This window comes from Mesorhizobium shonense, from assembly GCF_040545255.1.
Lineage (GTDB): Bacteria > Pseudomonadota > Alphaproteobacteria > Rhizobiales > Rhizobiaceae > Mesorhizobium > Mesorhizobium shonense.
In genome coordinates, this window is record NZ_JBEPLM010000002.1 from 402242 (window position 1) to 425942 (window position 23701).

23 protein-coding genes and 1 pseudogene are annotated in these 23701 nt (G+C 62.7%); 12 read left to right on the forward strand and 12 right to left on the reverse strand.

What is annotated here, in order from left to right:
• The first annotated feature begins 234 nt into the window (after positions 1-234).
• Together ABID26_RS07360 and ABID26_RS07365 are read left to right on the forward strand one after the other, a co-directional pair.
• Positions 235-2682, forward strand: coding sequence for a phosphoketolase family protein (locus ABID26_RS07360; RefSeq protein WP_292303986.1), 2448 nt, complete (start codon positions 235-237; stop codon positions 2680-2682).
• On the forward strand, positions 2679-3845 hold the full coding sequence (locus ABID26_RS07365; RefSeq protein WP_292371342.1) for an acetate/propionate family kinase: 1167 nt from the start codon (positions 2679-2681) through the stop codon (positions 3843-3845). The genes ABID26_RS07360 and ABID26_RS07365 overlap by 4 nt, the downstream gene beginning before the upstream one ends.
• 70 nt (positions 3846-3915) lie before the next feature.
• Here ABID26_RS07365 and ABID26_RS07370 read toward each other — a convergent pair whose 3' ends face one another.
• Positions 3916-4518 carry an alpha-ketoglutarate-dependent dioxygenase AlkB gene (locus ABID26_RS07370; RefSeq protein ID WP_292303124.1) on the reverse strand — a complete coding sequence of 201 codons (603 nt, stop codon included), beginning with the start codon at positions 4516-4518 and terminating at the stop codon, positions 3916-3918.
• Between the two features lie 118 nt (positions 4519-4636).
• Between ABID26_RS07370 and ABID26_RS07375 the strand changes: the two genes are divergently transcribed.
• The 3 genes from ABID26_RS07375 to ABID26_RS07385 all read left to right on the forward strand — a co-directional run bounded on the left by ABID26_RS07375 (position 4637) and on the right by ABID26_RS07385 (position 6511).
• Positions 4637-4852, forward strand: coding sequence for a KTSC domain-containing protein (locus tag ABID26_RS07375; protein ID WP_292303123.1), 216 nt, complete (start codon positions 4637-4639; stop codon positions 4850-4852).
• A 107-nt stretch (positions 4853-4959) separates the two neighbouring features.
• The gene (locus ABID26_RS07380) at positions 4960-5766 is read left to right on the forward strand and encodes a nucleotidyltransferase family protein (RefSeq protein ID WP_292303122.1); all 807 of its coding nucleotides are present in this window, start codon (positions 4960-4962) and stop codon (positions 5764-5766) included.
• A complete protein-coding gene (locus ABID26_RS07385) occupies positions 5759-6511 on the forward strand; it encodes a metallophosphoesterase family protein (RefSeq protein ID WP_292303121.1) in 753 nt (250 codons plus the stop codon). Before ABID26_RS07380 ends, ABID26_RS07385 begins: the two co-directional genes overlap by 8 nt.
• A gap of 135 nt (positions 6512-6646) precedes the next feature.
• Here the strand turns inward: ABID26_RS07385 and ABID26_RS07390 are convergent, their stop codons facing one another.
• The 5 genes and pseudogenes from ABID26_RS07390 to ABID26_RS07410 form a co-directional block, all read right to left on the reverse strand.
• Positions 6647-6928, reverse strand: coding sequence for a hypothetical protein (locus ABID26_RS07390; protein WP_126098216.1), 282 nt, complete (start codon positions 6926-6928; stop codon positions 6647-6649).
• Positions 6929-7006: 78 nt separating this feature from the next.
• Entirely contained in the window at positions 7007-8035 is a 1029-nt protein-coding gene (locus tag ABID26_RS07395; RefSeq protein ID WP_292303120.1) for an ATP-dependent DNA ligase, read from the reverse strand.
• Between the two features lie 13 nt (positions 8036-8048).
• Positions 8049-8469 (reverse strand): annotated as a pseudogene (locus tag ABID26_RS07400) (PPC domain-containing DNA-binding protein).
• A gap of 189 nt (positions 8470-8658) precedes the next feature.
• Positions 8659-8847 (reverse strand): DUF2934 domain-containing protein, encoded by a 189-nt coding sequence (locus ABID26_RS07405; protein WP_292303119.1) that lies wholly within the window; start codon positions 8845-8847, stop codon positions 8659-8661.
• Between the two features lie 130 nt (positions 8848-8977).
• Positions 8978-10969, reverse strand: coding sequence for a protein-L-isoaspartate(D-aspartate) O-methyltransferase (locus ABID26_RS07410; protein ID WP_292303118.1), 1992 nt, complete (start codon positions 10967-10969; stop codon positions 8978-8980).
• A gap of 361 nt (positions 10970-11330) precedes the next feature.
• Between ABID26_RS07410 and ABID26_RS07415 the strand changes: the two genes are divergently transcribed.
• The 3 genes from ABID26_RS07415 to ABID26_RS07425 are packed head-to-tail and all read left to right on the forward strand — an operon-like array spanning position 11331 to position 13188.
• Complete coding sequence (locus ABID26_RS07415; protein ID WP_292303125.1) at positions 11331-11681, forward strand: MaoC/PaaZ C-terminal domain-containing protein; 351 nt, start codon at positions 11331-11333, stop codon at positions 11679-11681.
• Positions 11678-12922, forward strand: coding sequence for an MFS transporter (locus ABID26_RS07420; RefSeq protein WP_292303117.1), 1245 nt, complete (start codon positions 11678-11680; stop codon positions 12920-12922). Before ABID26_RS07415 ends, ABID26_RS07420 begins: the two co-directional genes overlap by 4 nt.
• 59 nt (positions 12923-12981) lie before the next feature.
• Positions 12982-13188 carry a GntR family transcriptional regulator gene (locus ABID26_RS07425; RefSeq protein WP_292303116.1) on the forward strand — a complete coding sequence of 69 codons (207 nt, stop codon included), beginning with the start codon at positions 12982-12984 and terminating at the stop codon, positions 13186-13188.
• Here the strand turns inward: ABID26_RS07425 and ABID26_RS07430 are convergent.
• The 6 genes from ABID26_RS07430 to ABID26_RS07455 form a co-directional block, all read right to left on the reverse strand.
• A complete protein-coding gene (locus ABID26_RS07430; protein ID WP_292303115.1) occupies positions 13185-13934 on the reverse strand; it encodes a ribonuclease activity regulator RraA in 750 nt (249 codons plus the stop codon). The genes ABID26_RS07425 and ABID26_RS07430 overlap by 4 nt on opposite strands.
• A 22-nt stretch (positions 13935-13956) precedes the next feature.
• A complete protein-coding gene (locus ABID26_RS07435) occupies positions 13957-15120 on the reverse strand; it encodes a mandelate racemase/muconate lactonizing enzyme family protein (RefSeq protein ID WP_292303114.1) in 1164 nt (387 codons plus the stop codon).
• A 60-nt stretch (positions 15121-15180) separates the two neighbouring features.
• The gene (locus tag ABID26_RS07440; RefSeq protein WP_126098224.1) at positions 15181-16278 is read right to left on the reverse strand and encodes an ABC transporter ATP-binding protein; all 1098 of its coding nucleotides are present in this window, start codon (positions 16276-16278) and stop codon (positions 15181-15183) included.
• 9 nt (positions 16279-16287) lie between these two features.
• The gene (locus tag ABID26_RS07445) at positions 16288-17181 is read right to left on the reverse strand and encodes a carbohydrate ABC transporter permease (protein WP_126098225.1); all 894 of its coding nucleotides are present in this window, start codon (positions 17179-17181) and stop codon (positions 16288-16290) included.
• Positions 17178-18065: a carbohydrate ABC transporter permease gene (locus ABID26_RS07450; protein WP_435528551.1), complete on the reverse strand. Its 888-nt coding sequence runs from the start codon at positions 18063-18065 to the stop codon at positions 17178-17180. Before ABID26_RS07450 ends, ABID26_RS07445 begins: the two co-directional genes overlap by 4 nt.
• A gap of 149 nt (positions 18066-18214) precedes the next feature.
• On the reverse strand, positions 18215-19696 hold the full coding sequence (locus ABID26_RS07455; protein WP_126098227.1) for an ABC transporter substrate-binding protein: 1482 nt from the start codon (positions 19694-19696) through the stop codon (positions 18215-18217).
• Between the two features lie 215 nt (positions 19697-19911).
• On the opposite strand from ABID26_RS07455, the gene ABID26_RS07460 reads away from it, so the two are divergent.
• From ABID26_RS07460 to ABID26_RS07475, 4 genes are all read left to right on the forward strand, one after another.
• Complete coding sequence (locus tag ABID26_RS07460) at positions 19912-20622, forward strand: GntR family transcriptional regulator (protein WP_126098228.1); 711 nt, start codon at positions 19912-19914, stop codon at positions 20620-20622.
• Positions 20623-20676: 54 nt separating this feature from the next.
• Positions 20677-21840, forward strand: a complete 1164-nt coding sequence (locus ABID26_RS07465) for a mandelate racemase/muconate lactonizing enzyme family protein (RefSeq protein ID WP_292303113.1) — start codon at positions 20677-20679, stop codon at positions 21838-21840.
• A 63-nt stretch (positions 21841-21903) separates the two neighbouring features.
• Positions 21904-23262, forward strand: a complete 1359-nt coding sequence (locus ABID26_RS07470; protein WP_354414720.1) for a mandelate racemase/muconate lactonizing enzyme family protein — start codon at positions 21904-21906, stop codon at positions 23260-23262.
• Positions 23263-23365: 103 nt separating this feature from the next.
• Positions 23366-23692, forward strand: coding sequence for an NIPSNAP family protein (locus tag ABID26_RS07475; RefSeq protein WP_126098231.1), 327 nt, complete (start codon positions 23366-23368; stop codon positions 23690-23692).
• Positions 23693-23701: the final 9 nt, after the last annotated feature.

Sequence of the window (23701 nt, forward strand, 5' to 3'; positions counted from 1 at the left end):
CACTCGATCGCGCGTGTCCAGACTGACCTGCCAAAACCAGAGACAGTTTGCCTGGCACGCTTCTGCACTTACGGCCGATGACGCCGGGCATTTGCGATAGATCAAAGCCTGTTCCTCGCTTGCCGGATAGATCGGCGGTGGCCGACCTTTGTAGCGACCGGCATGAACCGGTGCGGGCACCGACGCGTTGTGCTTCAACCGAAGGTCGGCTTGGAACCAGCGAAGGATTGAGAGATGGCCGAGCAACCCAGCGCCAAACGCCTGTCCGAGCAGGAGATGCAAGACATCCATGCCTACTGGCGTGCCGCCAACTACCTGACCATCGGGCAGATCTACTTGCTCGACAATCCGCTGCTTCGCGAGCCGCTTCGGCTGGAGCATGTCAAGCCGAGGCTGCTCGGCCATTGGGGAACCTCGCCGGGGCTCAGCTTCATCTATACGCATCTCAACCGCGCAATCAGACAGCGCGATGCAAATGTCATCTACCTCTGCGGTCCCGGTCATGGCGGACCTGCGATGGTTGCAAACACCTACCTCGAGGGCACCTACAGCGAGATCAATCCGGATATCCAATTGGACGAGGCCGGAATGAGGAAGCTCTTCCGGCAGTTCTCCTTTCCCGGCGGCATCCCAAGCCATGCGGCGCCCGATGTGCCCGGCTCGATCCATGAAGGCGGCGAGCTCGGCTATGCGCTCTCGCATGCTTTTGGCGCCGCCTTCGACAATCCCGATCTTATCGTCGCCTGCGTCGTCGGCGACGGCGAAGCGGAAACCGGGCCGCTCGCCACGTCCTGGCACTCCAACAAGTTTCTCAACCCGGCGCTTGACGGGGCGGTGCTGCCGATCCTGCATCTCAACGGCTACAAGATCGCCAATCCCACCATTCTGGCCCGCATCCCCGAAGAAGAGCTGCGAGCGCTATTCGTCGGCTATGGTTATGAGCCGCTGTTCGTCGAGGGCGATGATCCGGCCTGGATGCATGAGCGGATGGCCGCCGTGCTCGACGATGCGCTGGATCGCATCAAGGCGATTCAGGACGCAGCTCGAAACGGCGCGGAGGCTGCACCGTCCCGGCCGAAATGGCCGATGATCGTGCTGCGAAGCCCGAAGGGCTGGACCGGCCCCAAGGAGGTCGACGGCCTGAAGACCGAGGGTTTCTGGCGCGCCCACCAGGTCCCGCTCTCCGGTCTCGCGGAAAATCCGGCGCATCTGAAGATGCTCGAGGAATGGCTGAGGAGCTACCGGCCCGAAGAACTCTTCGATGCCGCGGGCGCTCCGGCGTCCACGATCCGCGCCACCGCGCCGAGCGGCGCCAGACGCATGGGCGCCAATCCGCATGCCAATGGCGGTCTGCTGCGCCGGTCTCTCGATCTGCCGGATTTGCTCGAGCACGCCGTCCCGGTCAAGCACCCCGGAGGCGTCAAAGCGGAATCGACCCGTGTGATGGGCAACTTCCTGCGCGATGTCATGGCGTTGAACCAAAGCGCGAGGAATTTCCGCATCGCTGGTCCCGACGAGACGGCCTCGAACCGGCTTCAGGATGTCTTCGAGGTGACCGAACGCGCCTGGATGGAAGAGATCCTGCCCGAGGATGTCCACCTCGGCAGGCAGGGCAGGGTTCTGGAGATACTATCCGAGCACACCTGTCAGGGCTGGCTGGAAGGCTATCTGCTGACCGGCCGGCACGGCTTCTTCTCCTGCTACGAGGCCTTCACGCATATCGTGGACTCCATGTTCAACCAGCATGCGAAATGGTTGGACGCTTGCGGCAAGCTTCCCTGGCGACGACCGATCGCTTCGCTGAACTACCTGTTGTCGAGCCACGTCTGGCAGCAGGAGCACAATGGGTTCAGCCATCAGGATCCAGGCTTCATCGACGTGGCCTTGAACAAGAAGGCGGACGTCGTGCGCGTCTATCTGCCTGCGGATGCCAACAGCCTGCTCTGCGTGACCGACCACGTGCTCAAGACATGGAACCGCATCAACGTCATCGTCGCCGGCAAGGTCAATTCCTGGCAGTGGCTCTCCATCGACGAGGCGAAAGTTCACTGCAGCGCCGGCATCGGCATATGGGAGTGGGCATCGACCGACCACGGGGCCGAGCCGGACGTGGTCATGGCCTGCGCCGGCGACGTGCCGACGCTCGAGACCCTGGCCGCCGTCCAAATTCTGAAACGCGCTACTCCGGAACTGCGGATCCGGGTGGTCAACATCGTCGACCTGATGACCTTGCAGGCAAAGGAACATCATCCGCACGGGCTGTCGGATCGCGAGTTCGACGCGCTGTTCACCAGCGACAAGCCCGTCATCTTCGCCTACCATGGCTATCCATGGACCGTCCACCGCCTGACCTACCGGCGAACCAACCACGACAACATCCACGTGCGCGGCTACAATGAGGAAGGGACGACAACCACGCCCTTCGACATGACCGTCCTGAACGGCCTCGACCGCTACCATCTCGTACTGGGTGTTATCGAACGTCTTCCCGGGCCAACCGGCGCCCATGTCGACCTCAAACAGGCCATGGAAGGCAAGCTGATCGAACACCACGCCTATATCCGCGAGCATGGGCAGGACATGCCGGAGATTCTCGGCTGGAAATGGGAGCAGTCGTCGATGCCGAAGCGCCAGGCCGCCAGGACGAGCGCCGCAAAAGCGGCAGGAGCCGGCCGGCCATGACCGGTGCAATCCTCGTCCTCAACGGCGGCTCCTCAAGCCTGAAGTTCGCGGTGTTTCAGCAGCGCGACGACCTTCACCTTTTGGTGCGCGGCAGCGTTTCATCGATCGGGCGCCGGCCACGACTGCATGTCGCGCCGACGGCTGTCTCGCCCGAGATCGACCGGAGCTTGGGAGACGGGCCGATCGATATTGCCAAGGCATTCGAAGCCGTGGCGTCCTTTCTCACCGATCGCGGCCTTTTGCGCCAGGTCGGGAAAGTCGGACATCGGATCGTGCATGGCGGCAGGAGTTTTGTTCGCGCGACTCGGCTCGACGAGCATACGCTCGACGCCCTGCATGGGCTTGAGCCGCTCGCCCCGATCCACCAGGCGATCAACCTCGAGATCGTCGATCTGGCCAGCCGGCTCCTGCCGGAAGCCAAGCAGGTCGGCTGTTTCGATACGGCCTTTCACGCGGCGCGGCCGGAACTCGCCAAAATCTATGGCTTGCCGCATGAGATGTCCGACCAGGGCATCGTCTCCTATGGCTTCCACGGGCTCTCCTATAGCCACATCGCCGCGAAGCTTCGTGACCGCTACGGCCCAGGTGCCAGCGGCCGGGCCATCGTCGCCCATCTCGGCAGCGGAGCGAGCTTGTGCGCCATGATGGCAGGGGCAAGCACCGCCACCACCATGGGGTTTTCGACGCTCGACGGTCTTCTCATGAGCACGCGTTGCGGCGCCATCGATCCCGGCGTGATCCTGCATCTCCTGCAGGACCGGAAGCTGTCGCCCGATCAATTGACCGAATTGCTTTACGAGCGTTCCGGCTTGCTGGGGATATCCGGCATTTCCGGCGATATGCAGACGCTGCTTGCGTCGAAAGATGCCGCGGCACGTCGTGCCATCGATTTCTTCGTCTACCGTATCGGGCGTGAGATCGGATCGCTCGCAGCCGCGCTTGGAGGGCTCGACACACTCGTGTTCACCGCGGGCATCGGCGAGCATGCGCCTCAAATCCGTCAAAGGATCTGCGAGGCCGCCGCGTGGCTGGGTGTCGCGCTCGACGATGGGTTGAACGCGAAGGGCCAAGAGCTGATCAACACTCCGGATTCGAAGGTAGAAGTACTTGTCGTTCCCGCCGACGAGGAAATCGCCGTGGCCAGAGAACTCATCAAGCTTTGAACAGCTTGCCTGCGGCCCACTCGTGTGGCGGGTGACGGCAGCGGCGCCGGGCGCGTAATCGGGCGGGCAATCATAGGCCGGGCCGCAACGTCCGGAAGGTGACCGAGTAACGATGTTCCGCGACCGGAGGAATGCTGTGTTCCCATTCATTCCGCGCCGGACCATCCATGACATAAGCGGATCTCGGTTCGACCTCGATCGTCTCCCGGTCCCATCCCGCTCCATTCTTGCAGCGTAGCCGGAAGCTGCAGGACGCCAGCAGGGAAACGCCGGCGACGAGCCCGAATTGCGGCTTGTCGCGATGCCAGCCTATGCCGGCGCCCGGCCGATACTCGTTGATCAGCAGCTGCGCGAACTCGGCCGCGGGCCGGTGGGCGAGACCCGCAACCTTGTCGCGGAGCCGAAGCAGGAAATCGGGTATGGCCGCCGCCTCCACGACCTGGCTGCGATCGTAGTCGTAACGGAGGCCGAAGCCGACGACCTGCCTGTTGGCAAGATGGCCATGGAAGTCGAAGGGCTTGAACGGCAGGCCCGCAATGCGAATGGCCAATTCGCGTTCTTCGTCGCGCGTGATCAGCTCCGGTTGGTACTGGAAACCTTCCGGCAAACTTTCGGCGGCGCCAAACAGCTCGCCCTGGCGGGCCGTTGCAGTTCTGGTTTTTGTCGATGGCATAACTGCCAGATAGGGAGTGCAGCCGCGCCCGCAAGGCTTCATCCTGTGCCGGACCATCCGATAACGCGGAACCTCGCGGCCGCCTGGAAATTACGCATTGGCAAGCGGGACGTCCGACATGCCTTCCACCGCGATACGGAACATGCATTACGACCGGTCGACGAGGATCCTTTCGGTTTGGTTCGTCCCGAGCGGCGACCGCTATGACTATGACGAGGTTGAGCCCGAGACCTATGCGGCGTTCAAGGCCGCTCCGTCGAAAGGGCGGTTCTTCAACGAATTCGTGCGCGATCGATACAGGTTCCATCTCGTCGAGCACGGGCGCCGCCATTGAGTGACCGGACTGCGGGACGGGTCCCCGCACCAGATGGCGGAACAAGGCAGGGTCGCTGGCTGTTATCGGACCAGGCGGACGAAAGGTCCGAGGCCGGAGCGTTGCTGATGGCGAACGATGAGTTGCCGGGTGTGCTGGCATCACTTCCCGTAATTGATGCCAAGGCCGAGCCGACGCTGAAAAGCGCTGAAGCGGAGGCCTTCTATACGAATGCGATCCGCGAGCTCGCAGCCACCGACATTCCCTTTCTCGTCGCCGGGGCATATGCGGTGAGCGCCTATACGGGCGTTGTCCGCCACACCAAGGACCTCGACATTTTCTGCAAGGCCGGCGACTGCCAGCGCATCCTCGCGCATTTCAAGGACATCGGCTACGGGGTCGAGATCGAGGACGACCGGTGGCTTGGGAAGGTGTTCGAAGGCGAGCATTTCTTCGACGTCATATTCGCCTCCGCCAACGGCACCATGCAGGTCGAGGACCAGTGGCTGGAACATGCCCGTCAGGTCGAGCTTCTGGGGAGTCGGGTCAGGATCGTCGGCCCGACCGAGCTCGTCTGGTCGAAATGCTTCATCCAGGACCGGGGCCGGCATGACGGCGCCGACATCGCCCACACCATCCTCAAGGCGCACGATCAGATCGATTGGCACAGGCTGCTCGCCCATCTCGACGTCCATTGGGAAGTGCTGCTGATGCACATCCTGAACTTCCGCTGGATCTATCCCAGCGAGCGCAGCCACATTCCGGATTGGCTGCTCGACGATCTGCTCGCGCGGCTTGCCAGGCAACGGCAACTGCCGCCGTCCCGGACGAAGATCTGTCGTGGCCGTCTGCTGTCGCAGGTCGACTATGAGATCGACGTCAAGGAATGGGGATTTGCCGGTGTCGGAGGCATGGGAGAATTCCGCGATGGCTGACAGCGTCAACGCCAGAGGCAGCAATGTAAACGGCGACGGCGCCATCAAGATCGCTGCCATAGGCGACCTGCATGCCCAGGAGGATGCCCAGACTTCCTATCGCGATCTCTTCGGCGAAGTTTCGCGCGAGGCGGATGTCCTGGTTCTTGCTGGCGATCTCACCAATCTCGGCAAACCCAAAGAGGCCGAGCGTCTTGCCGAAGATCTGCGCGCCTGCTCGATCCCCGTGGTCGGCGTGCTTGGCAATCATGACTACGAGTCGGGTTTTGTCGAGGAGGTGACGGCAACGCTTCGTAAGGCGGGCGTCCATCTCCTCGATGGACAAGCCACGGAGTTGATGGATGTCGGCTTTGTCGGCGTGAAGGGCTTCGTCGGCGGTTTCGGCGCAAGAATGCTCAGCTCCTTCGGGGAACCCGCAATCAAGGCGATGGTTGCCGAAAGCGTCAGCGAGGCGATGCGGCTCGAGAACGCAATGCGGCAAGTCCGCGCCAAACGCACCTTGGTGGTTCTCCACTATGCACCGATCCTGGAGACGGTCCTTGGTGAGCCGCCGGAAATCTTCCCGTTTCTGGGATCCTCCCGGCTGGGCGAAACGATCGACCGCTTCAAGGTGAGCGCGGTGGTGCACGGGCACGCCCATCGCGGCACCTACGAAGGCTGCACGCCGGGCGGCGCCAAGGTCTACAACGTTGCCATGCATGTCGCGAAGCCGACCGGCCGACCCTACGCGCTGCTCGAAGTCTGAGGCGCGCCTGGTCGACGCTACGCACGGTTCCCTAAAGCGCGTCGCGCTGAAACGAATTCAGGCGCCGCGCTGTAGGTCTTTGTTCCCATGCATGTCGTTGTCCCAAAACCGCTGCACACTTTTGGGCGACATGCATTAAACTTCGTCGAACCGGCTTCCTTCCTTGGAGGGATCGCGTTTCAGGACGTCCTCTTCCTCATCATCGGGCAAAGCTTCGTCGCTCTCCTCGTAGGGGTTGTCGTCGTCTTCTTCGGGAAGAGTTCCCTCCGTCTCCTGGGTATCCGGAACGCCGTTTTCCACAACCACGCTGTCCGGGAGCACCTTGTTGCCCTCAAGGGCCTCCCAGTCCTGCTGCTCAATGGCCGGAGCCTCGGTTTCGCCCTGTTTTGCCGATCGTTGCTTGTTGCGCGGGTCCATCTCGTTCTCCAACGCTAGTGTTCCCTTGAGGAACCGCTCAAGCGGCCGGTAGTTCCGCTGAGCAGCAAGCGGGTGCCATCATACGGTGGCGTGCTGCTCGATCTGCTCGAACGTGCATTGGTGCGGGGCTTTGTCGGGCCGCCAGCGCAGCAGCTTGGTTCCATGCCGGAAGCGGCCGCCGGTGACATGGTCGAAGCGGACCTCCACCACCAATTCCGCCCGCACCGCTTCCCATTTCCCGCTGCGTTCGGTGCTCCAGCGGCTCGGTCCGCCCGGCGCCTTGCCGGAGAAGCCGGAACCGCCGCGCAATTTCTCTAGCTTGTCGGTGATCGCCGCGCGCTCGTCATTGCCGATGGTCGAGGTGAAGCCGACATGGTCGAGCAGGCCGCGTTCGTTGTAGAGGCCAAGGAGCAGCGACCCGACCTGCGGCTTGCCGTTCAGGTAGCGAAACCCACCTACCACGCAGTCGGCGGTGCGCAGCCGCTTGACCTTGATCATCGCCCGCTCGCCTGGCCGGTAAGGCTCGGCCAGCGCCTTGGCGACGATGCCGTCGGTCGAACCGTGCCCGGCGCCTTGCAGCCAGCGTTTCGCGGTCGCAAGGTTCGTCGTGGATGGCGAGAGCCGCAGGCAGGCCGTATTTGCCTTCGCCACGAAGTCCTCGAGTGCCGCACGCCGATCGACCAGTGTTTTCTCGAGGAGGCTCTTGCCGCCCGCCGCGACGAGCATGTCGAACAGGACCAACTGGGCCGGCGTCTCCACGCTCAGCTTGCGGATCCGGCTCTCGGCGGGGTGAAGCCGCATCTGCAGTGCGTCGAAGGAGGCGCGGCCTTCGATCTCGATCACGATCTCGCCGTCGACGACGAAATCCTTGGCGTCGAGAGCGTGCAACATCGCTGTCAACTCGGGAAAGTAGCGGCCGAGCGGCTTGCCGGACTTTGCCCTGAGATCGACGGCTTCACCGCCCTTGAAGGCGAGACAGCGGAACCCATCCCATTTCGGCTCGTATTGCCAGGCACCGCGGTCCTCGGGCAGCGCGTCGGCCGTGCGTGCCTCCATAGGAGGCGTGTCCGGAGGCAGCGAAAACCTGTCGCTTGATGACTCAACCATCTTGCGCCGGATATCAGGCCTCCAGGTCGATCAGGGCGATGCCGAGTTCAGGACGCTTCCTCCGGCGCAGATAGCCGGGCGACTCCAGCACCGTGATTTCGAGCGTCGGCCGCACGATGCCTTCGAGCAGATGTCCGCCGCGGGCCGATCCATCGCTCAGGCCGAGCACCGCATGGAGATGCAGGCTTGGTTTGCCGCCGTCGCCGACGGGGATGTCGCCGATGGCGCTCAGCACCTCGCATTGCTCGTCGACGGGGATCTTGCGGTAGGACTTCGACTGGAAGTCGAACCAGCCGACCGTCGCCTTCTCGAATGCGCCGATCGCTGTCAGCGAGGCGCCGGTGATGTCCTTCTGGCCGGCAAACGCAGTCAGCGCAGCGATTCACCACGAATGTCCTTTGCCCTGAGGTCTCGGCAACCAGCTTCGATTTCATCTCACCCAGCAATGATAACGATGGTCTCGAACGCAAAACTCCAAGCCGGAGCACATGTTCCAGCCCGATGCAGAGACTTCTCTTGCGCTTAGACCGTGATGGCGTTTCGTTGAATCGCCATCACGATCTAACTCTTTGTTGGAGCAAGATCTTTCTCCGAAAACCGGTTCCACTTTTCGGGATCATGCTCTAGCCGCCCGGCTTGTTGGTATCTGGCTCCGTCGGATCAGGCGCAACCGGACCGCGTTCGCTCTCCGAACCTTCAGCCTCGATCTCCTGGACTGCCTGATCCCAGTGCTCTTGCTCCCGTCCTTTCGGCCGACCTTCCCGCTCCCAGATCTCGTAGGCGCGGCGTTTTATGCGCTCTTCCCTGTCCATGGCTGCCTCCTGGGCGCCTGATACGGCGCTTGTTTACATCCAATCGGACGGCTTGATGTTTGTTCCATCAAGACAGGCTGCCTGCCGCGAGACCGGTGCAGGAAAGTACCTGGCCAACATGCGCCATAGCCTAGACGCCGAACGGATAGGTCTCCGGCACGCCGCGCACCGCATGCTCAGGCCCGAGCGGCGCCACGGCGGTGGTCTCGTCGAACCAGACGAAGGCATCGAACTGCCGCGCAAGGGAGGCATCGGCATAGTGGCTGTGCAGTTCCGTTTCCGGCCGGTAGATCACGCCGATAAAGCGTTCGAGCCGACGTTCGATCAGCCGGTCACGAAGGACTGGATCGCTTCCAGGATCGAGCAGGAAACGGGCGATGCCGGCGTCGTGGCAAAGTCGCTCATAGCTGTCTTCGCGCGAAGGCTGCACGGACATGACTTCCATGTCGCCGTCCCAATCCCTGGCGGCAGCGACCGTGCCGGTATGCGTCCCGAAGCCGATGAGGGCGACCTCATCGCCGAAGCGCTGACGGCAGAGCTGACCGATATTCACCTCGTCGCGTGAGATTCCCATATCGGTGTAGCGCGCGTCGCCGATATGGGAATTGTGCGCCCACACCACCGCTCTCGCGCTTGGGCCGCGCGCTTCGAGAATATGTTGCAGCGTCTCGAACATGTGCGTGTCGCGCAGGTTCCAGGACTGCGATCCACCATAGTACATGATGCGGTAGTAGCGTTCGGCGGAAGCGATAAGCCGCGCGTTCTGCGCGGCGTCGAAAAGCTCGGCGCCGTCCTCGCCGGCATGCTCGATCTGCCTCGCCAGCATGTCCCGGCATTGCTTGAGGACCGCTTCCTCGCATTCCCTGTAACCGCTGGTGAGCGCCGCGCGACCATAGGTCGAAGGCTCTTTCTGCCACGGGGTCAGGCAGCCATAGCGCTGTCGGGCTATTGCCGCCGCTTCAGGGTCGACGCGGTCCAGATAGTCGAGGACCGCGGCAATGGAACCGCTCATGTTGTAGATGTCGAGGCCGTAGAAGCCGGCCTGACGCTTTGATGTTCTGATCCTCCGATTATGGTTGCGCAGCCAGTCCACGAACGCCGCGACTTCGATGTTGCGCCACATCCAGGTCGGGAACCGCTGGAACGGCAGGGTGGCCATGGGCGAATGTCTGCGGTGACGCACATAGCGGTCGATCGCGGCGGCATCGGGCCAGTCGGCTTCAACCGCAACGATCGTGAAGCCATGTTTCTCGATCAGCCTCCTGGTGATCGCAGCTCGCGCCCGGTAGAATTCGGACGTGCCGTGGCTGGCCTCGCCGAGCAGCACGAGCCGCCGCTCCGCAAAGCGGTCGAAAGCTCCCGCAAAGGCCGGATCATCGAAATCCGGAAGCGGTTCGGCCGCCGCGGCGATCATCTGCGGCAGGCTCCGCGTCGGCAAATGCAAGGGGGCACGGCCCGTGCGGATCCGGTTGTCCTCCCGCCAGCCTTCTTCGCCGATCAATGGGACAAAGCGCACCGCACCGAAATCTTCTTCGCTATAAGTCGACGCGCCCGTGCGGGTGACCTTGAGCAGGCGCTGCTCTTCAGGATCCTCCCCGACCGGGATGATCAGCCTGCCGCCGACGTCCAACTGCTGCTGCAGCGCAAGCGGCGCTCCCGGTCCGCTCGCCGCGACGATGATGGCATCGAAGGGCGCCGCTTCGGGCCAGCCCTTGGTGCCGTCGCCCGTCCTGACCTCGATGTTGCGATAGCCGAGCTTCTCGAAGCGGCGTCTAGCAGTCTCGGCGAGCCCCGCGTGCCGCTCGATCGTATAGACATGATCGACGATGCGGCTCATCACGGCGGCTGCGTAGCCGGAGCCTGTGCCGACTTCGAGGACCTGATCGCCGGGGCCGATCCCAGCCATCTCCAGCATGAACGCGACGATATAGGGCTGCGATATCGTCTGGCCCTCGGCAATCGGCAGCGGTCCATCCTCATAGGCGAATTCTTCGAAGCCAGGATCCACGAAAGCCTCGCGCGGAACCTCCCGCATCGCTTGCAGGATCTCCCGGTCATGGATGCCGCGGCGGCTGAGATGGACATCGACCATTCGACGGCGTTCGCGGGACAGGTCGAGCATGTGCTTCCTCAACTGGTCAGGACGATGAAACCGCAAGCGCCTGCAGCAGTCTCATCAGACGGCTTCCATCGCCCCGGCCGGCTGCCCGCGCCTCCACGTTCCATGTCGATGAGGATTTTCGGTTGCGCCCGGGCATGGCAAGGCTCCGCTGGATGCCTTTCGAACCAGCAGGCGCGCGGTTGGTTCCTTCGGCGTACAAAAAACGGCAAGGAAGGGTAGCAGCGGCGCCTTCGGCGATGTCGCCGGCTAGGCGATAGCTCTGATCGATGTTTCTAAGGGGTGAGGGCCTAAAGCGGACGCCAAGCGCATCTGGGCGCCGGCGCCGGGCGCGTTCCAAGCGTCCAACCTTGCGCGCTTTTCGCTGGCGAACGGCTTCGTCCCGCGCGACCGCAATCCGCTGCGCTATGACCGCGCGCTGGCCGAGAAATCGGTGTTCGGCAAGCTGATCGTCCAGGGCGGCGTCACTTCTGGTATTCTCAATGCGCTGGTCGTGGAGGATTTGCCCGGGCCAGGGACGGTGTTTCTGGAAGTCGCCTGGAAGTTCGTCAAGGCGGTCGGCGTTGACGAGGAGATCACCGGGCGGGTGGAGGTCAAGGAAGTGCGCCCCGACAAGCCGATCTGCAAGATCGAGACCAGCGTGCGCAATGGCCAGGGCGAGCTTTGTCTCACCGGCACCGCGACGGTGTTCACCGTGCCGCTGCAAGGCGCATGAGCGCGGCGGACGACAGCCGGCTTGGCACGGGGGTCGGCAGCGAACGATGGCGAGTCCTTTCGCTGCTTTGCCTTGCGGTTGTTCTGTCGCTGACCACCTGGTTCTCGGCGACCGCCATCCTGCCCGAACTGAAGCAGGAGCTTGCGCTAGGGCCTGACGCCGAGGCCTGGCTGACCAACGGCGTTCAGGTCGGCTTCGTGATCGGCGCGCTGGCCGCGAGCCTGGTCAACCTTCCCGACCTGGTGCGGCTCAGCCGTCTCATGGCGGCGGCGGCATTTGTTGCGGCGCTCGCCAATACAAGCCTGCTGCTCAACCTTGGGCCGGGCGGCGTGATCGCCGCGCGGACCGTCACCGGCATGGCGCTCGCCGGCGTCTATCCGCCGGCACTGAAGCTGGTGGCAACCTGGTTCGCGCGCGACAGGGGGCTGGCGCTCGGCGCGGTCATCGGTGCGCTGACCATCGGCTCGGCGCTGCCGCATCTCTTCCGTGCCATCCTGACCGCGCTCGACTGGCGGCCGGTGGTTGCCGCCGCCAGCGTGGCGACGGCCATCGGCGCGCTGCTATTCTTGCTTTTTGCCAGGGAAGGGCCCTATCCCTTCGGCAAGGCGGTGTTCGAGCCTTCGCGCATCGGGCAGGTGTTTCGCGAGCGGCCGCTGCTCTTGGCCAATCTCGGTTATCTCGGGCACATGTGGGAGCTCTACGCCATGTGGGCCTGGCTGCTCGCCTATACGCGCGCCGCGTTCGAGGCGCAGGCGATCGGAGCGGCCGCGGCCGCCTCGCTTTCGACCTTCTTCGTCGTCGCCTCCGGCATCCTTGGCTGCCTGTTGGGCGGCTATCTTTCTGACCGCATCGGCCGTACAGCGACCACCGCCGGCATGATGATCGTTTCGGGAAGTTGCGCGCTGCTGATGGGCTTTTTGTTCCCCGGTCCGCTCTGGCTCTTCATGTTGGTCGCCATCATCTGGGGCATTTCGGTGATTGGCGATTCGGCGCAATTCTCCGCCGCTGTGACGGAACTCGGCGACCGCCGCTTCGTCGGCACCGCGCTGTCGGTGCAGCTTGGGTTGGGTTTCGCGCTGACGGTGCTTGCCATCTGGCTGACGCCGCGCTTTGCCGACTTCATCGGCGGCTGGCGATGGGCCTTCCTGCTGCTGGTTCCCGGCCCGGCTTTTGGCGCGATCGCCATGCTGTGGTTGCGAAATTTGCCGGAGAGCGTGAAAATGGCTGGCGGTCTCCGTTAGGGAGACGCTGCCGCTATTTTGAGTCGCGGCAAATGATTTTGCGGCGGGCTGAAGACCGAATGGAACAGATGACCAGAATGCGTGGGCGTTCTCGTTACGACCAGGAAGATGCCGCCGCCGCCGAGGCGTTCCGCTCGATCGGCTCCAAGGTCCAGCTCAACCGCGACGAGGCCGCACCGCTTTGGGTCCAGTTGCGCAACCAGGTGGAGGAGGCGATCAACACCGGGCTGCTGGCGGCGAATTCCCGCATCCCGTCAACCCGCTAAATCGGGTTCTCCAAGCGGTTCGTCTTGCGCCACTCCTCGTACTCCCCGCGGGCATCGTCATGCAGCGGATAGTAGCGCTGCAACGGCGCGCCCTGCATCAGCTTCTCTCGCGAGAACTCCTCCCAATCGTGATGCTTCTTCGCTTCTCCGATCACCTTCGGGGCCATTGCGACGGGAACCACCACCACCCCGTCATCGTCGGCGACGATGATGTCGCCGGGGATCACCGTGACCCCGCCGCAGGCAATCGGCACGTTGACGGCATTGGGATAAATGGTGGTCTGCACATGATAATTTGGCGTCCAGCCGCGCAGCCAGAGGGGCAGATCGAGCTTTTCGACATTGGGCCGGTCGCGCATGCATCCGTCGATGACGATACCCGCGCCGCCTCTGCCCTTGAAATACGTCGACATCATATCGCCGAAGACGCCGGAGCTCATGTCGCCGCGAGCGTCGACCACGACCACATCACCCTCCTGCGCGTGATAGAGCACGTGCCGGTGCAGTTGCGTCTCTGGATCTGCATATTCCCCCTCGGTGAAGAGGTCCGGCCGCTGCGGCATGAATTGCAGCGTCAGCGCCGGCCCGACGATCGACTTCCCGTGGTTCTGCGCCACCGGACCGACCATGTGCGGATTGCGGAAGCCCATGTGGCCAAGCGTGCCGGCAACCGTCGCAGCGCCGATCTCCCTTAGCGCGTCGATCAGGTCTCTGGGCGGCCGGGTGATGTCGGGAGTATGCGTCATGGTGGACTCCGATTGGAATGGACTACCAATTGGTAACAGAACCGTCGCGGCGCTTGAGGTGGGGCGCCTCCCAGAAACGGAAACTCTCCGCCTGGATCGCCGCTTCGTTGATCTCAACGCCGAGTCCCGGCAGATCACTGACCGGATAATCGGTCCCGTCGAGCCGTGGTTGCACGGGGAAGAAGTCGGAATTGTCGAAGCCCAGCTTCCTTTCCGGCGCCCTGGTCTCGAGCCAGGCGAAGTTGGGCACCGCGGCGGCGAGATGCACGGTCGCGGCCGTGCACACCGGACCGAGGGGATTGTGCGGCATCAGGTCCACATAATGCGCCTCGCTCCAGCCGGCGACCTTCATTGCCTCGGTCAGCCCGCCGACATTGCAGACGTCGAGCCGGTTGAACTGGTGGATGCCGCGCTCGATATAGGGCAGGAACTGCCACTTGCTGGCAAACTCCTCGCCGATGGCAAAGGGGATGTCTGTCATCCTGCGCAGGGATTCGTAGGCCTCCGACGTCTCGTCGCGTATCGGCTCCTCGAGGAAATCAAGCACGCCGCGACCGAGCTTGTTGCAGAAGCTCGCCGCCTCGGCCACCGACAGCCGATGATGGTAGTCGATGCCGAGGACGACGTCCTCGCCCAGCGCCGCGCGCGCCTTGTTCAGCATATTCGCGGTAGCGCCTATCGACTCGCGCGGCTCGAATATGTCCCTGTTGCTCTGCCCGACGGGGAAGAAGCGGATCGCCTGCCACCCCTGCGCGCGCAGTTCGCGGGCCCGTTCGATGGCCGCGTCGCCCTCCGGCTCGTCTCCGGTCGAGGCGAAGGTGGGTATGCGGTCGCGCTGCATGCCGCCCAGCAGCTCATAGACCGGCACCCCCAGCGCCTTGCCCTTGATGTCATGAAGGGCGATGTCGATGGAGGAAATCGCCGCCTGCAGGACTCGCCCGCCTTCGAAGTACTGGCTACGGTAAAGCTCTTGCCAGATGCGGCCAATCCGCATCGGGTCGCGGCCGATGAGAAACTCGCGGTAGTGCTCGATCGCGCCGGCCACGGCCCTCTCGCGACCGCTCAAGCCGCTCTCGCCCCAGCCGAAGATGCCCTGGTCGGTCTCGACCTTGACGAGCATCTGGTTACGAGTTCCCACCCACACCGGGTAGGGCTTGATCGCGGTGATCTTAAGTTTCGTAGTCATTCGTGCCCACGTTCCACACGCATCCTCGTCTCAGTTGGCCCAGTCTCAGTTGGCCCAGTTTCAGTTGGCATTGAGGGCCATTTCGGTTTCGCCGTCGAACAGGTGCATGCGCTCCTGGTCGAACTCGAGCCAGATCTGTTCGTCAGGTATGACGGCGATGTTGGGGGACACGCTGATGTTGACGATGGCGCCGGAGAGGAACGCTTGCACGAAGGTGACGTCTCCGGTCGGTTCCACCGTATAGGCCTTGGCCGGAATGGCGCCGGCGACCGCGCTCTTGTGCAGCTTGATCGTCGAATGCCGCGCACCGAGCACGACCTTTTTGGTGGCCGCTCTCTGGACCTTGCGCGCGTTGAGTTGCGACAGCTCGAGGCTCCAGCCTTCCGCGCTCGTCAGAACGGTGTCGCCGTTTGCCGTCGATGCCTCCAGCGGAATAAGGCTCATCGCCGGGCTGCCCACGAAGCTCGCGACGAACATGTTTACGGGATGGGCGAAAACTTGCGCCGGCGAATCGTATTGCTGCAGGTAGCCGCCATTCATCACAGCCATCCTGTCCGCCATGGTCACGGCCTCGAGCTGGTCGTGCGTGACATAGATGATCGTCGCCTTCAGGTCCTGATGGAACCGTTTGATTTCGGACCGCATCTGCACGCGCAGCTTTGCGTCGAGATTGGAGAGCGGCTCGTCCATCAGGAACACCGCCGGATCTCGAACGAGGGCGCGGCCCAGGGCCACGCGCTGCTGTTGCCCGCCCGAAAGTTCGCGCGGCTTGCGCTCGAGCAGCTGCGTCATGTCGAGCACGCGCGCCGCTTCCCTGACCTTCTTGTCGATCTCGTCCTTGGGCAGTTTGCGCATCTGCAGCGGGAACGCGAGATTCATATAGACCGACTTTTGCGGATAGAGCGCGTAGTTCTGGAACACCATTGCGATGTCCCGGTCCTTAGGGTCGAGGTCGTTGACCACCCGGTCTCCGATGACGATGTCGCCCGATGTGATCGAGGTCAGACCCGCGACGAGATTGAGCGTCGTTGTCTTGCCGCAGCCCGAAGGGCCGACCAGCGCAACGAATTCGCCGTCATTGACCGTCAGCGAAACCTCGTTGACCGCTTTGAAGCCGCCATAGGTCTTGACGAGATCTTTTAGGACCACGTGGGCCATCGGCAACTCCTAATGCTTGACCGCGCCTTCCGTCAGGGCGCGTACGAAGTATCGTTGCAGGACGAGGAACAGCACCACGACGGGCACGCTCATCATGAAGCTAGCCGCCATCAGGCCCGGAAAGTCCGTCGTGTTTTCCGAGAAAAAGCGCTGGATGCCGACCGGCAGCGTCAACTGTTCGTTCTTGGAGAGGAAGGTGTAGGCGTAGATGTACTCGTTCCACGCGCCGATGAAGGAATAGATCGCCGTGGCGATGATGCCAGGCGCCGAGAGCGGCATCACGATCAGGATGAAGGCTTGCAGCCGCGTCGCCCCGTCAATGCGCGCCGCCTGCTCGAGCTGCACCGGAATGTTGTCGTAGAAGCCCTTGAGGAGCCAGATTGCCAGCGGCAGGCCGAAGGTGAGGTAGGTGAGAACAAGCGAACCATGCGTGTTCACCAACCCGATCGCGCGCATCAGGATGAAGAGCGGCACGAGAAAGATTACCGCCGGGAACATGTTGCGCAGCAACACGGCGAAGAACAGGAAGTTCCGGCCGGGGAAGGTGAAGCGCGAAAACGCGTAGGCCGCAGGAACCGCCACGATCACCGAAAGGATGGTCGTGGCGGTCGAGACGAAAAGGCTGTTCCAGAAGAAGCGGAGGAAGTCCTGGCCGACGCTGTTCTGCGGATCGAGCAGCTTCTGGTAGCTGGCGAGGGTAGGCTGGTCGGGCCACCATTGCGGCGGGAATTGCATTGCCGCGAAGCCGGACTTGATCGAGGTGAGCAGCATCCAGACCATCGGCAACGCGGTGTAAAGCAGCATGAACACCAGGAAGAAGCGCCCGCCCCACCGCCATCCGTCGACGCGCGCGCGGCGGCGACTGGGCTGGCCTCGAGAGGTTGTCTCGGCAATCGTGCTCATGCGCTCCCGACCTTCCGCTCGTTGCCGCTCAGCGCGCGGACGTAGAAGTAGCCGAGCGTCATCAGGATGAGGAACAGAAGCACCGAATAGGCCGATGCCACCCCCCAGCGCTGGCGGCCGAAGGCGAGCTCATAGATGTGGGTGATCCAGATATGCGATGCGTTCGACGGCCCGCCGCCGGTCATGATCCAGGGGATGATGAAGGAATTGAAGTTGGCCACGGCCAGCAGCAGGATCGTCACCGTCGAGACATTCCTCAGATGCGGGAAGGTGACGTGCCAGAAGCGCTGCCATGCGTTGGCCCCGTCGACTTTCGCGGCGCGCAGCAACTGGTCAGGGACGGTCTGCAGGCCGGCCATCATCATGATCATGGCGAACGGAAACTCGCGCCAGATATTGACGACGATCAGGGAGGGCAGCACCGTGCCGACGCTGTCGATGAAATTCGGCGGCCGGTCGGCCAATCCGAGCTCGACCAGGATCGCGCCGATGATGCCAAAGTCCGAATGGTAGATCCATTTCCAGATATAGGACGCGGCGACCGCGCTGATGACCCAGGGGATGATCAGGATGGCGCGCAGGATACCGCGGCCGACAAAGTCGCGATGGAGCGCCAGCGCTGTGGCAAACCCCAGGACGAAGGAGATGAAGGTGGATCCCACTGTCCAGACAAGGGTGTTCCAGGTGACTTTCCAGAACACCTCACTTTTAAGGATGGCCGTGTAGTTGTTGAAGCCGACGAAGATCTTATCGCGGAGCTGCAGGCCGGGCGGCGTGTTGAAGAAGGACAGCTCGATCGTGTAGTAGATCGGATAGGCGATGACGATCAGCATCACGGCGATCGCGGGGAGCACATACGCGTAGTCGGCGCGATGCTCCCACATCTTTCGTAGCAGACCGGACCAGCCAGGTTGCAATTTTCGGCGAACCTCGGTCCTGCCGCTCACGATCGTCACTTTGGCGTGCCCTTGTTCTTCGGAACGAACCGGCTGCGTTGTCGGCGCAGCCGGTGAGATCGCAGGTCAGGTTTCTGCTAGAGTCCGCCGCCCATCAGGTCCTTTACCTTCTTGGCCGCATCGTCCGCCGCCTGGTCGACAGTCATCGCTCCGGTCAGGGCATTCTGCAGCATGTCCGGAACGATGATGTTCATGATCTCGGGCGACTGCGGCAGGGCCGGGAACGGGATGCCATATGGCAGCATCGAGGTCGTGACATCGAGGAACTTGATGCTGTCCAGACGCTCCTTCATCCATTTGGTCTTGAAGCCGTTGAGGTTGCCGGGGTTCGAGCCGGCATAGGCCATTTTCAGCGACCATTCGGGGCTCGTCCACATGCAGATGATGGCCTTTGCCGCCGGCTCGTCCACCTTGCCGCCCTCGACATATTCAGGCTTCAGGATGTGAATGTTCGAACCGCCGAACACGACGGCGCGCTTGCCGTCGGGACCCGTCGGAATGAGGCCGTAGCGCATGTTGTCGATGACGGTCTGCGCCTTCTCCTTGTCGGGACCGGTCGCCTTCTTCTGCAGGTCGAGCATGACGTTGTAGTCGGACGGGTGCGAGATCATCATGCCGAGCTGGCCGGCGAGGAACAGGGGCTGGTTGTCGGCCTGCTGGTTGGTGAGCGCCGAAACCGGAACCGATTTGTCGCGAACATACATGTCATAGGAGGCCTGCAGCGCCGCCTTGCTCTGCGGGCTGTTAAGCTCAATGTCCTTATAGGTCGGGTTCGCCGTGGCTTCGTCGAAGACGCCGCCGCCATAGGCCCATAACTGAGGCATGAAGCGGTACGGCGTATTGCCGGCATTCTTGCGCGCCACCAGACCGTAACCGGAAATGCCGAGCTTGTCGTGAATCTGCTTGGAATACTTGACCACGTCGTCCCAGGTCGCCGGAGCCTTGTCCGGATCGAGGCCCGCGCGCTTGAAAATGTCGGCATTCCAGATGAACGCCATCGTTTCGTTGTTGGTTGGGATGCCGTAGGTCACCCCGTCCCAGGTAACCGCCTTCATGGCGCCGGGCCAGAAGTCCTCGGTCGAATACCCGACGTCCTCGGGCTTGAGCGGCTGCAGGTAGCCCTTTGAGGCGAACTCGGTGCCGCCCAGGATTTGCAGGCGGACCGCCATCGGCGCGGCATTGCCGAGCAGCGCCGTGCGGAACTTGTCGAGAAGGTCGTTGTAGGTGAGGGCCTGTTCCTCGAGCTGGATGTTCGGATAGGTCTTGCGGAAAGTCTCGAAGAAATCCTTGTAGTATTGGCGCAGAAGGTCGGGGTCACCCTCGAACACGCCCTGGTACCAGAAAGTCAGTCGTCCCTTGTAGTCGAGCGGGGTGACCTTGCCGCAATCGGCCGCCGTGTCAAAATCCTGTGTGCCCGCAATCGAGCGCACATATTCCGGCGACCACTTGCTCAGGTCGACCGGCGGCGCACCCAGCGCCGAGGCCGACATCAACGATGCCATTAAAGCCGTCGAGACAGTGCCACGCAGGACGGCACCGCCGAGTGTAATCCTCCTCATAGGTCTCCTCCAGGTTCTCTCCCATGCCGCTCTGCGTCGAGGCAAGCGGTCCTTGCTCATTCGATCGCGGGACATTTTCCGGTTCTATGTATCCCTTCGACCACTTTGTACGTTTTCAGATCACAGATTGCCTGTCAACGAGCAGAATCGTACATTGTTTTATCGAAGTCGAGCGTGATATAGGGCAGGGTGTGTGCTGAATTGGGGGAACTGCCTTGGCGGAAACGAGCGATTTTAAAGCGGAGCCACCCGCGGGGATTGACCCCATAGGGGCCTCCAGCGAGGGCGCCTCGCTTTATGAATTGATCAGGGAAGACATCATCGAGGGACGGCTGGCCGCCAACGAGCGGCTTGTGGTCGCCGATCTTGCCCGGCGTCACGGCACCTCGACCAACCCCGTGCGCGAGGCCCTGCAATTGTTGCGCGGCGAGGGCTTCGTCATCTTTGCCCCCAACCGCGGGGCGCGCGTGCGACCCATAGATCAGGAATTTGTCCGCGATATCTATGAGATCGGCGTTTTGATCGAGCCGGCCCTGACGCGATGGTTCGTGAACATGGCCACCGGCGAGGACATCGCGGAACTCGAACGTCTTCAAGGCCTGATTGAGGAAAACAACTTCGCCGACACGTTCAGGCACAGTGAGCTGGATACCGCCTTCCACACCGTCATGTACCAGCGGCACTACAACCGCCATGCCGCCGAGCTTTGGTGGAAGCATCGCGAAGTGCTGCGAGCCGTGAGCCGGCGTTTCGATTTCACGCTGGCGCGACGTGCCGCGATCCTTCGCGAGCACCGCGAGCTCATCGCGCTCGTGAAGGCGGGAGATGCCGACAAGGCGGCCGAACTCGTTGCTCGCCATGTCGAGGGCTCCGGCCGGCACATCCTCGAACACATGCGTGCGCGCAATGCCGCTCGGGCCGGATAGAACATCCGGTCCAGAACATCGTTATCCTGACCACTTCGGACAAAGGTAGATGAGATGAAAATCACGAGCATTCGGCCGTGGCTGATCAAGTCCGACGCTTCTTATTGGGGAGAGTACCTGTTCGTCGAAGTGACGACCGACGAGGGGGTGAGCGGCTGGGGAGAAATCACCACCACGACAAAACTCGCCAACCGCGCGCTCTGCACGATCCTGCGGCAGATCGGCGTCGCCGTGACAGGCGAGGACCCGGCGCGTATGGAGTATCTCTGGCACAAGATTTTCCGCAGCTTCACCTACATGGGCAGCCGCGGCGCCGCCGTCGAATGCGTGAGCGCCATCGACATAGCCCTCTGGGACATACAAGGCAAAGTCCTCGGCAAGCCGATTTACGAGCTGCTTGGCGGGCCGGTACGCGATGAGATCGCCCTCTACACCCATCCAAATCAGGCCAAGTTCACCAGCAAGGAGGCCGTGGTCCGCGAAATTCACGACATCGTCGAGTCCGGACACACCGCGCTCAAGTTCGATCCTTTCCCCCACCAGGGCCGCAGCGTCGATGGCGTGCCCCGCGAACGGCGGGACGGCTACCTCGATGGCAGCATGACACGCAAGGATGAGCGCGAGGCGGCCGAACTCACGGCCCTGATCCGGGAAACGGCGGGCCCTGATGTCGACATCCTGATCGATGCGCATGGCCGCTTCGACGTCCCCACCGCCATTCGCCTCTGTCGGAGTCTCGAGGAAGCCGGCCAGATCGACTGGTTCGAGGAGCCCTGCCCACCCGAGAGCCTTAACGCCCTCAAGCAGGTGCGCGAGAAGGTCAGTGCCGCTATCTCGTGGGGCGAGCGCGGCCACACGAAGTGGGATTTCGTGCCGGTGCTCGAGAACAAGCTCGCCGACTACATCATGCCCGACGTCACCTGGACCGGCGGCATTACCGAGCTCAAGAAGATTTCCGCCCTATGCGAAGCCTATTACGTCCCGGTTTCGCCGCATGACGCCGCGGGACCGATCAACGTGGTCGCGGGAGCGCAGGTGATGATGACGGTTCCCAACTTCTATAGGCTCGAAACGTCGGAGTGGAACCTCTCCAAATACGATCACCTCATCGACAAGCCGCTCGACGTTTCGAACGGCAACCTCAAGCTGACGTCGAAGCCCGGTCTCGGCGTCGAGATGAACCGCGACTATCTGCAGGCCCATGAGATCGAGCTGTAGCAGCGCCCAGCGCTGCCCCGATGCACGGGCAATAAGCCCCGCCGACCAGAACGAGGATAAGTCATGCCAACGACGAGTGGAGCCGACGAGGCCCTCAATCGGGTGAACACGAATTCCAGGCCGTCCGAGCTTCGCATCACCGACATGCGGGTGGCCGAAATCGTCGGCGCGCCTTTCACCTCCGCGCTGCTCAAGATCTACACCAATCAGGGTATCGTCGGGCTTGGCGAGGTGCGCGACGGCGCCAGCGCCACCTTTGCGCTGATGCTGAAGAGCCGGCTGCTTGGCGAGAACCCTTGCGATGTCGACCGCCTGTTCCGCCGCATCAAACAGTTCGGCGGACATGGGCGGCAGGGCGGTGGCGTGTCGGCGGTCGAGATCGCGCTATGGGATCTTGCCGGCAAGGCTTATGGCGTGCCGATCTACCAGATGCTCGGCGGCAAGTTTCGCGATCATGTGCGCGTCTACTGCGACACCGACGCCGAGAAACCGAGCGGCACCGAAACCGGAAAGCGCCTCAAGGAGCGCATGAACCGCGGTTTCACCTTCCTCAAGATGGACTTGGGCTTAATGCAGATCGCCCATATCCCAGGCGCCGTGGTCGCGCCCGCCGGCGTGCTCGAAGGGTTTCACGGCAATCCGCGCGGCCGCGGCGGCTCGTTCGAGGAGCGCAAGGCCCGCAACCTCGCCTATGACGCGCAGAACGTGCAGCACCCGTTCACGGGCCTGCATTTCACCGAAAAGGGGATCGACCTGCTCGAGCAGTATATCCACGAGGTTCGTGAGGTCATCGGCTACGAGATCCCTTTAGCCATCGACCATGTCGGCCACATCTCGCTGCAGGACGGCATCCGCCTCTCGCGCCGCATCGAGAAATACGTCCCTGCCTGGCTCGAGGACGTAATTCCCTGGCAGCATACCGAGCAATACCGACTGCTGCAGCAAGCGACCTCGGTGCCGATCTGCACCGGCGAGGACATCTACCTCAAGGAGGCCTTCGAGCCTCTGCTCAAGAGCGGCGGCCTCTCCATTGTCCACCCGGACCTGCTCACCAGCGGAGGTATCCTCGAGACCAAGAAGATCGGCGACATGGCGCAGGACCACGGCGTCGCCATGGCCATCCACATGGCAGAAAGCCCGATCGCCGCAATGGCCGCGGCGCATGTCGCGACCGCGACCGAGAACTTCATGGCGCTCGAATACCACTCCGCCGATGTCGACTGGTGGGACGACATCGTCACCGGCCTGCCCAAGCCGCTGGTGAAGGACGGCTTCATAGCCGTGCCCGACAAGCCGGGGCTGGGCATAGACGATGTGATCGACGAGGTGATCAGCCAGCATCTGCAGCCCGGTGTCACGGGGATATGGCAATCCACCGAGCATTGGGACAATGAATATAGCTGGGACCGGACCTGGAGTTAGCCCAGACCCGTACCCTCATTCCCCCCAGGCTCACAGGGCCAACGACCGACCATTCGTGTCGACCTCTCCCAAGGGAGAGGCGAAGAAAGAAACGGACGAAACCATGATCTACGAACTGCGTATCTATGACTGCCTGCCGGGCAGGCTGCCGGCTTTGCTCAAGCGCTTTTCCGACCAAACGCTGGCCATCTGGGGGAGGCATGGCATCCGCCAAGCCGGGTTTTTCACCACGGCGATCGGCGAAAACAGCAATCGCCTCACCTATTTCCTCGCCTGGGAATCGCTGGCCGAGCGTGAGGCGAAATGGGCGGCTTTCGTCACCGATCCGGCATGGCACAGGGCCCGGGACGAGTCTGAGCGCGACGGGCAGATCATTGCCAATATCAGCAGCCAGTTGCTCACGCCGACAGCTTTCTCGTCTGTGAAATAGGACTGCGCC

Bases quoted from the DNA above. Each gene is read 5' to 3' on its own strand.
- ABID26_RS07385 (WP_292303121.1), top strand. From the start codon at position 5,759: ATGGCTGACAGCGTCAACGCCAGAGGCAGCAATGTAAACGGCGACGGC.
- ABID26_RS07475 (WP_126098231.1), top strand. From the start codon at position 23,366: ATGATCTACGAACTGCGTATCTATGACTGCCTGCCGGGCAGGCTGCCG.
- ABID26_RS07440 (WP_126098224.1), bottom strand. From the start codon at position 16,278: ATGGCCCACGTGGTCCTAAAAGATCTCGTCAAGACCTATGGCGGCTTC.
- ABID26_RS07375 (WP_292303123.1), top strand. From the start codon at position 4,637: ATGCCTTCCACCGCGATACGGAACATGCATTACGACCGGTCGACGAGG.
- ABID26_RS07455 (WP_126098227.1), bottom strand. From the start codon at position 19,696: ATGAGGAGGATTACACTCGGCGGTGCCGTCCTGCGTGGCACTGTCTCG.
- ABID26_RS07425 (WP_292303116.1), top strand. From the start codon at position 12,982: ATGGAACAGATGACCAGAATGCGTGGGCGTTCTCGTTACGACCAGGAA.
- ABID26_RS07390 (WP_126098216.1), bottom strand. From the start codon at position 6,928: ATGGACCCGCGCAACAAGCAACGATCGGCAAAACAGGGCGAAACCGAG.
- ABID26_RS07435 (WP_292303114.1), bottom strand. From the start codon at position 15,120: ATGACTACGAAACTTAAGATCACCGCGATCAAGCCCTACCCGGTGTGG.
- ABID26_RS07450 (WP_435528551.1), bottom strand. From the start codon at position 18,065: ATGTGGGAGCATCGCGCCGACTACGCGTATGTGCTCCCCGCGATCGCC.
- ABID26_RS07405 (WP_292303119.1), bottom strand. From the start codon at position 8,847: ATGGACAGGGAAGAGCGCATAAAACGCCGCGCCTACGAGATCTGGGAG.
- ABID26_RS07430 (WP_292303115.1), bottom strand. From the start codon at position 13,934: ATGACGCATACTCCCGACATCACCCGGCCGCCCAGAGACCTGATCGAC.
- ABID26_RS07470 (WP_354414720.1), top strand. From the start codon at position 21,904: ATGCCAACGACGAGTGGAGCCGACGAGGCCCTCAATCGGGTGAACACG.
- ABID26_RS07365 (WP_292371342.1), top strand. From the start codon at position 2,679: ATGACCGGTGCAATCCTCGTCCTCAACGGCGGCTCCTCAAGCCTGAAG.
- ABID26_RS07370 (WP_292303124.1), bottom strand. From the start codon at position 4,518: ATGCCATCGACAAAAACCAGAACTGCAACGGCCCGCCAGGGCGAGCTG.
- ABID26_RS07380 (WP_292303122.1), top strand. From the start codon at position 4,960: ATGGCGAACGATGAGTTGCCGGGTGTGCTGGCATCACTTCCCGTAATT.
- ABID26_RS07465 (WP_292303113.1), top strand. From the start codon at position 20,677: ATGAAAATCACGAGCATTCGGCCGTGGCTGATCAAGTCCGACGCTTCT.
- ABID26_RS07420 (WP_292303117.1), top strand. From the start codon at position 11,678: ATGAGCGCGGCGGACGACAGCCGGCTTGGCACGGGGGTCGGCAGCGAA.
- ABID26_RS07395 (WP_292303120.1), bottom strand. From the start codon at position 8,035: ATGGTTGAGTCATCAAGCGACAGGTTTTCGCTGCCTCCGGACACGCCT.
- ABID26_RS07445 (WP_126098225.1), bottom strand. From the start codon at position 17,181: ATGAGCACGATTGCCGAGACAACCTCTCGAGGCCAGCCCAGTCGCCGC.
- ABID26_RS07410 (WP_292303118.1), bottom strand. From the start codon at position 10,969: ATGCTCGACCTGTCCCGCGAACGCCGTCGAATGGTCGATGTCCATCTC.
- ABID26_RS07360 (WP_292303986.1), top strand. From the start codon at position 235: ATGGCCGAGCAACCCAGCGCCAAACGCCTGTCCGAGCAGGAGATGCAA.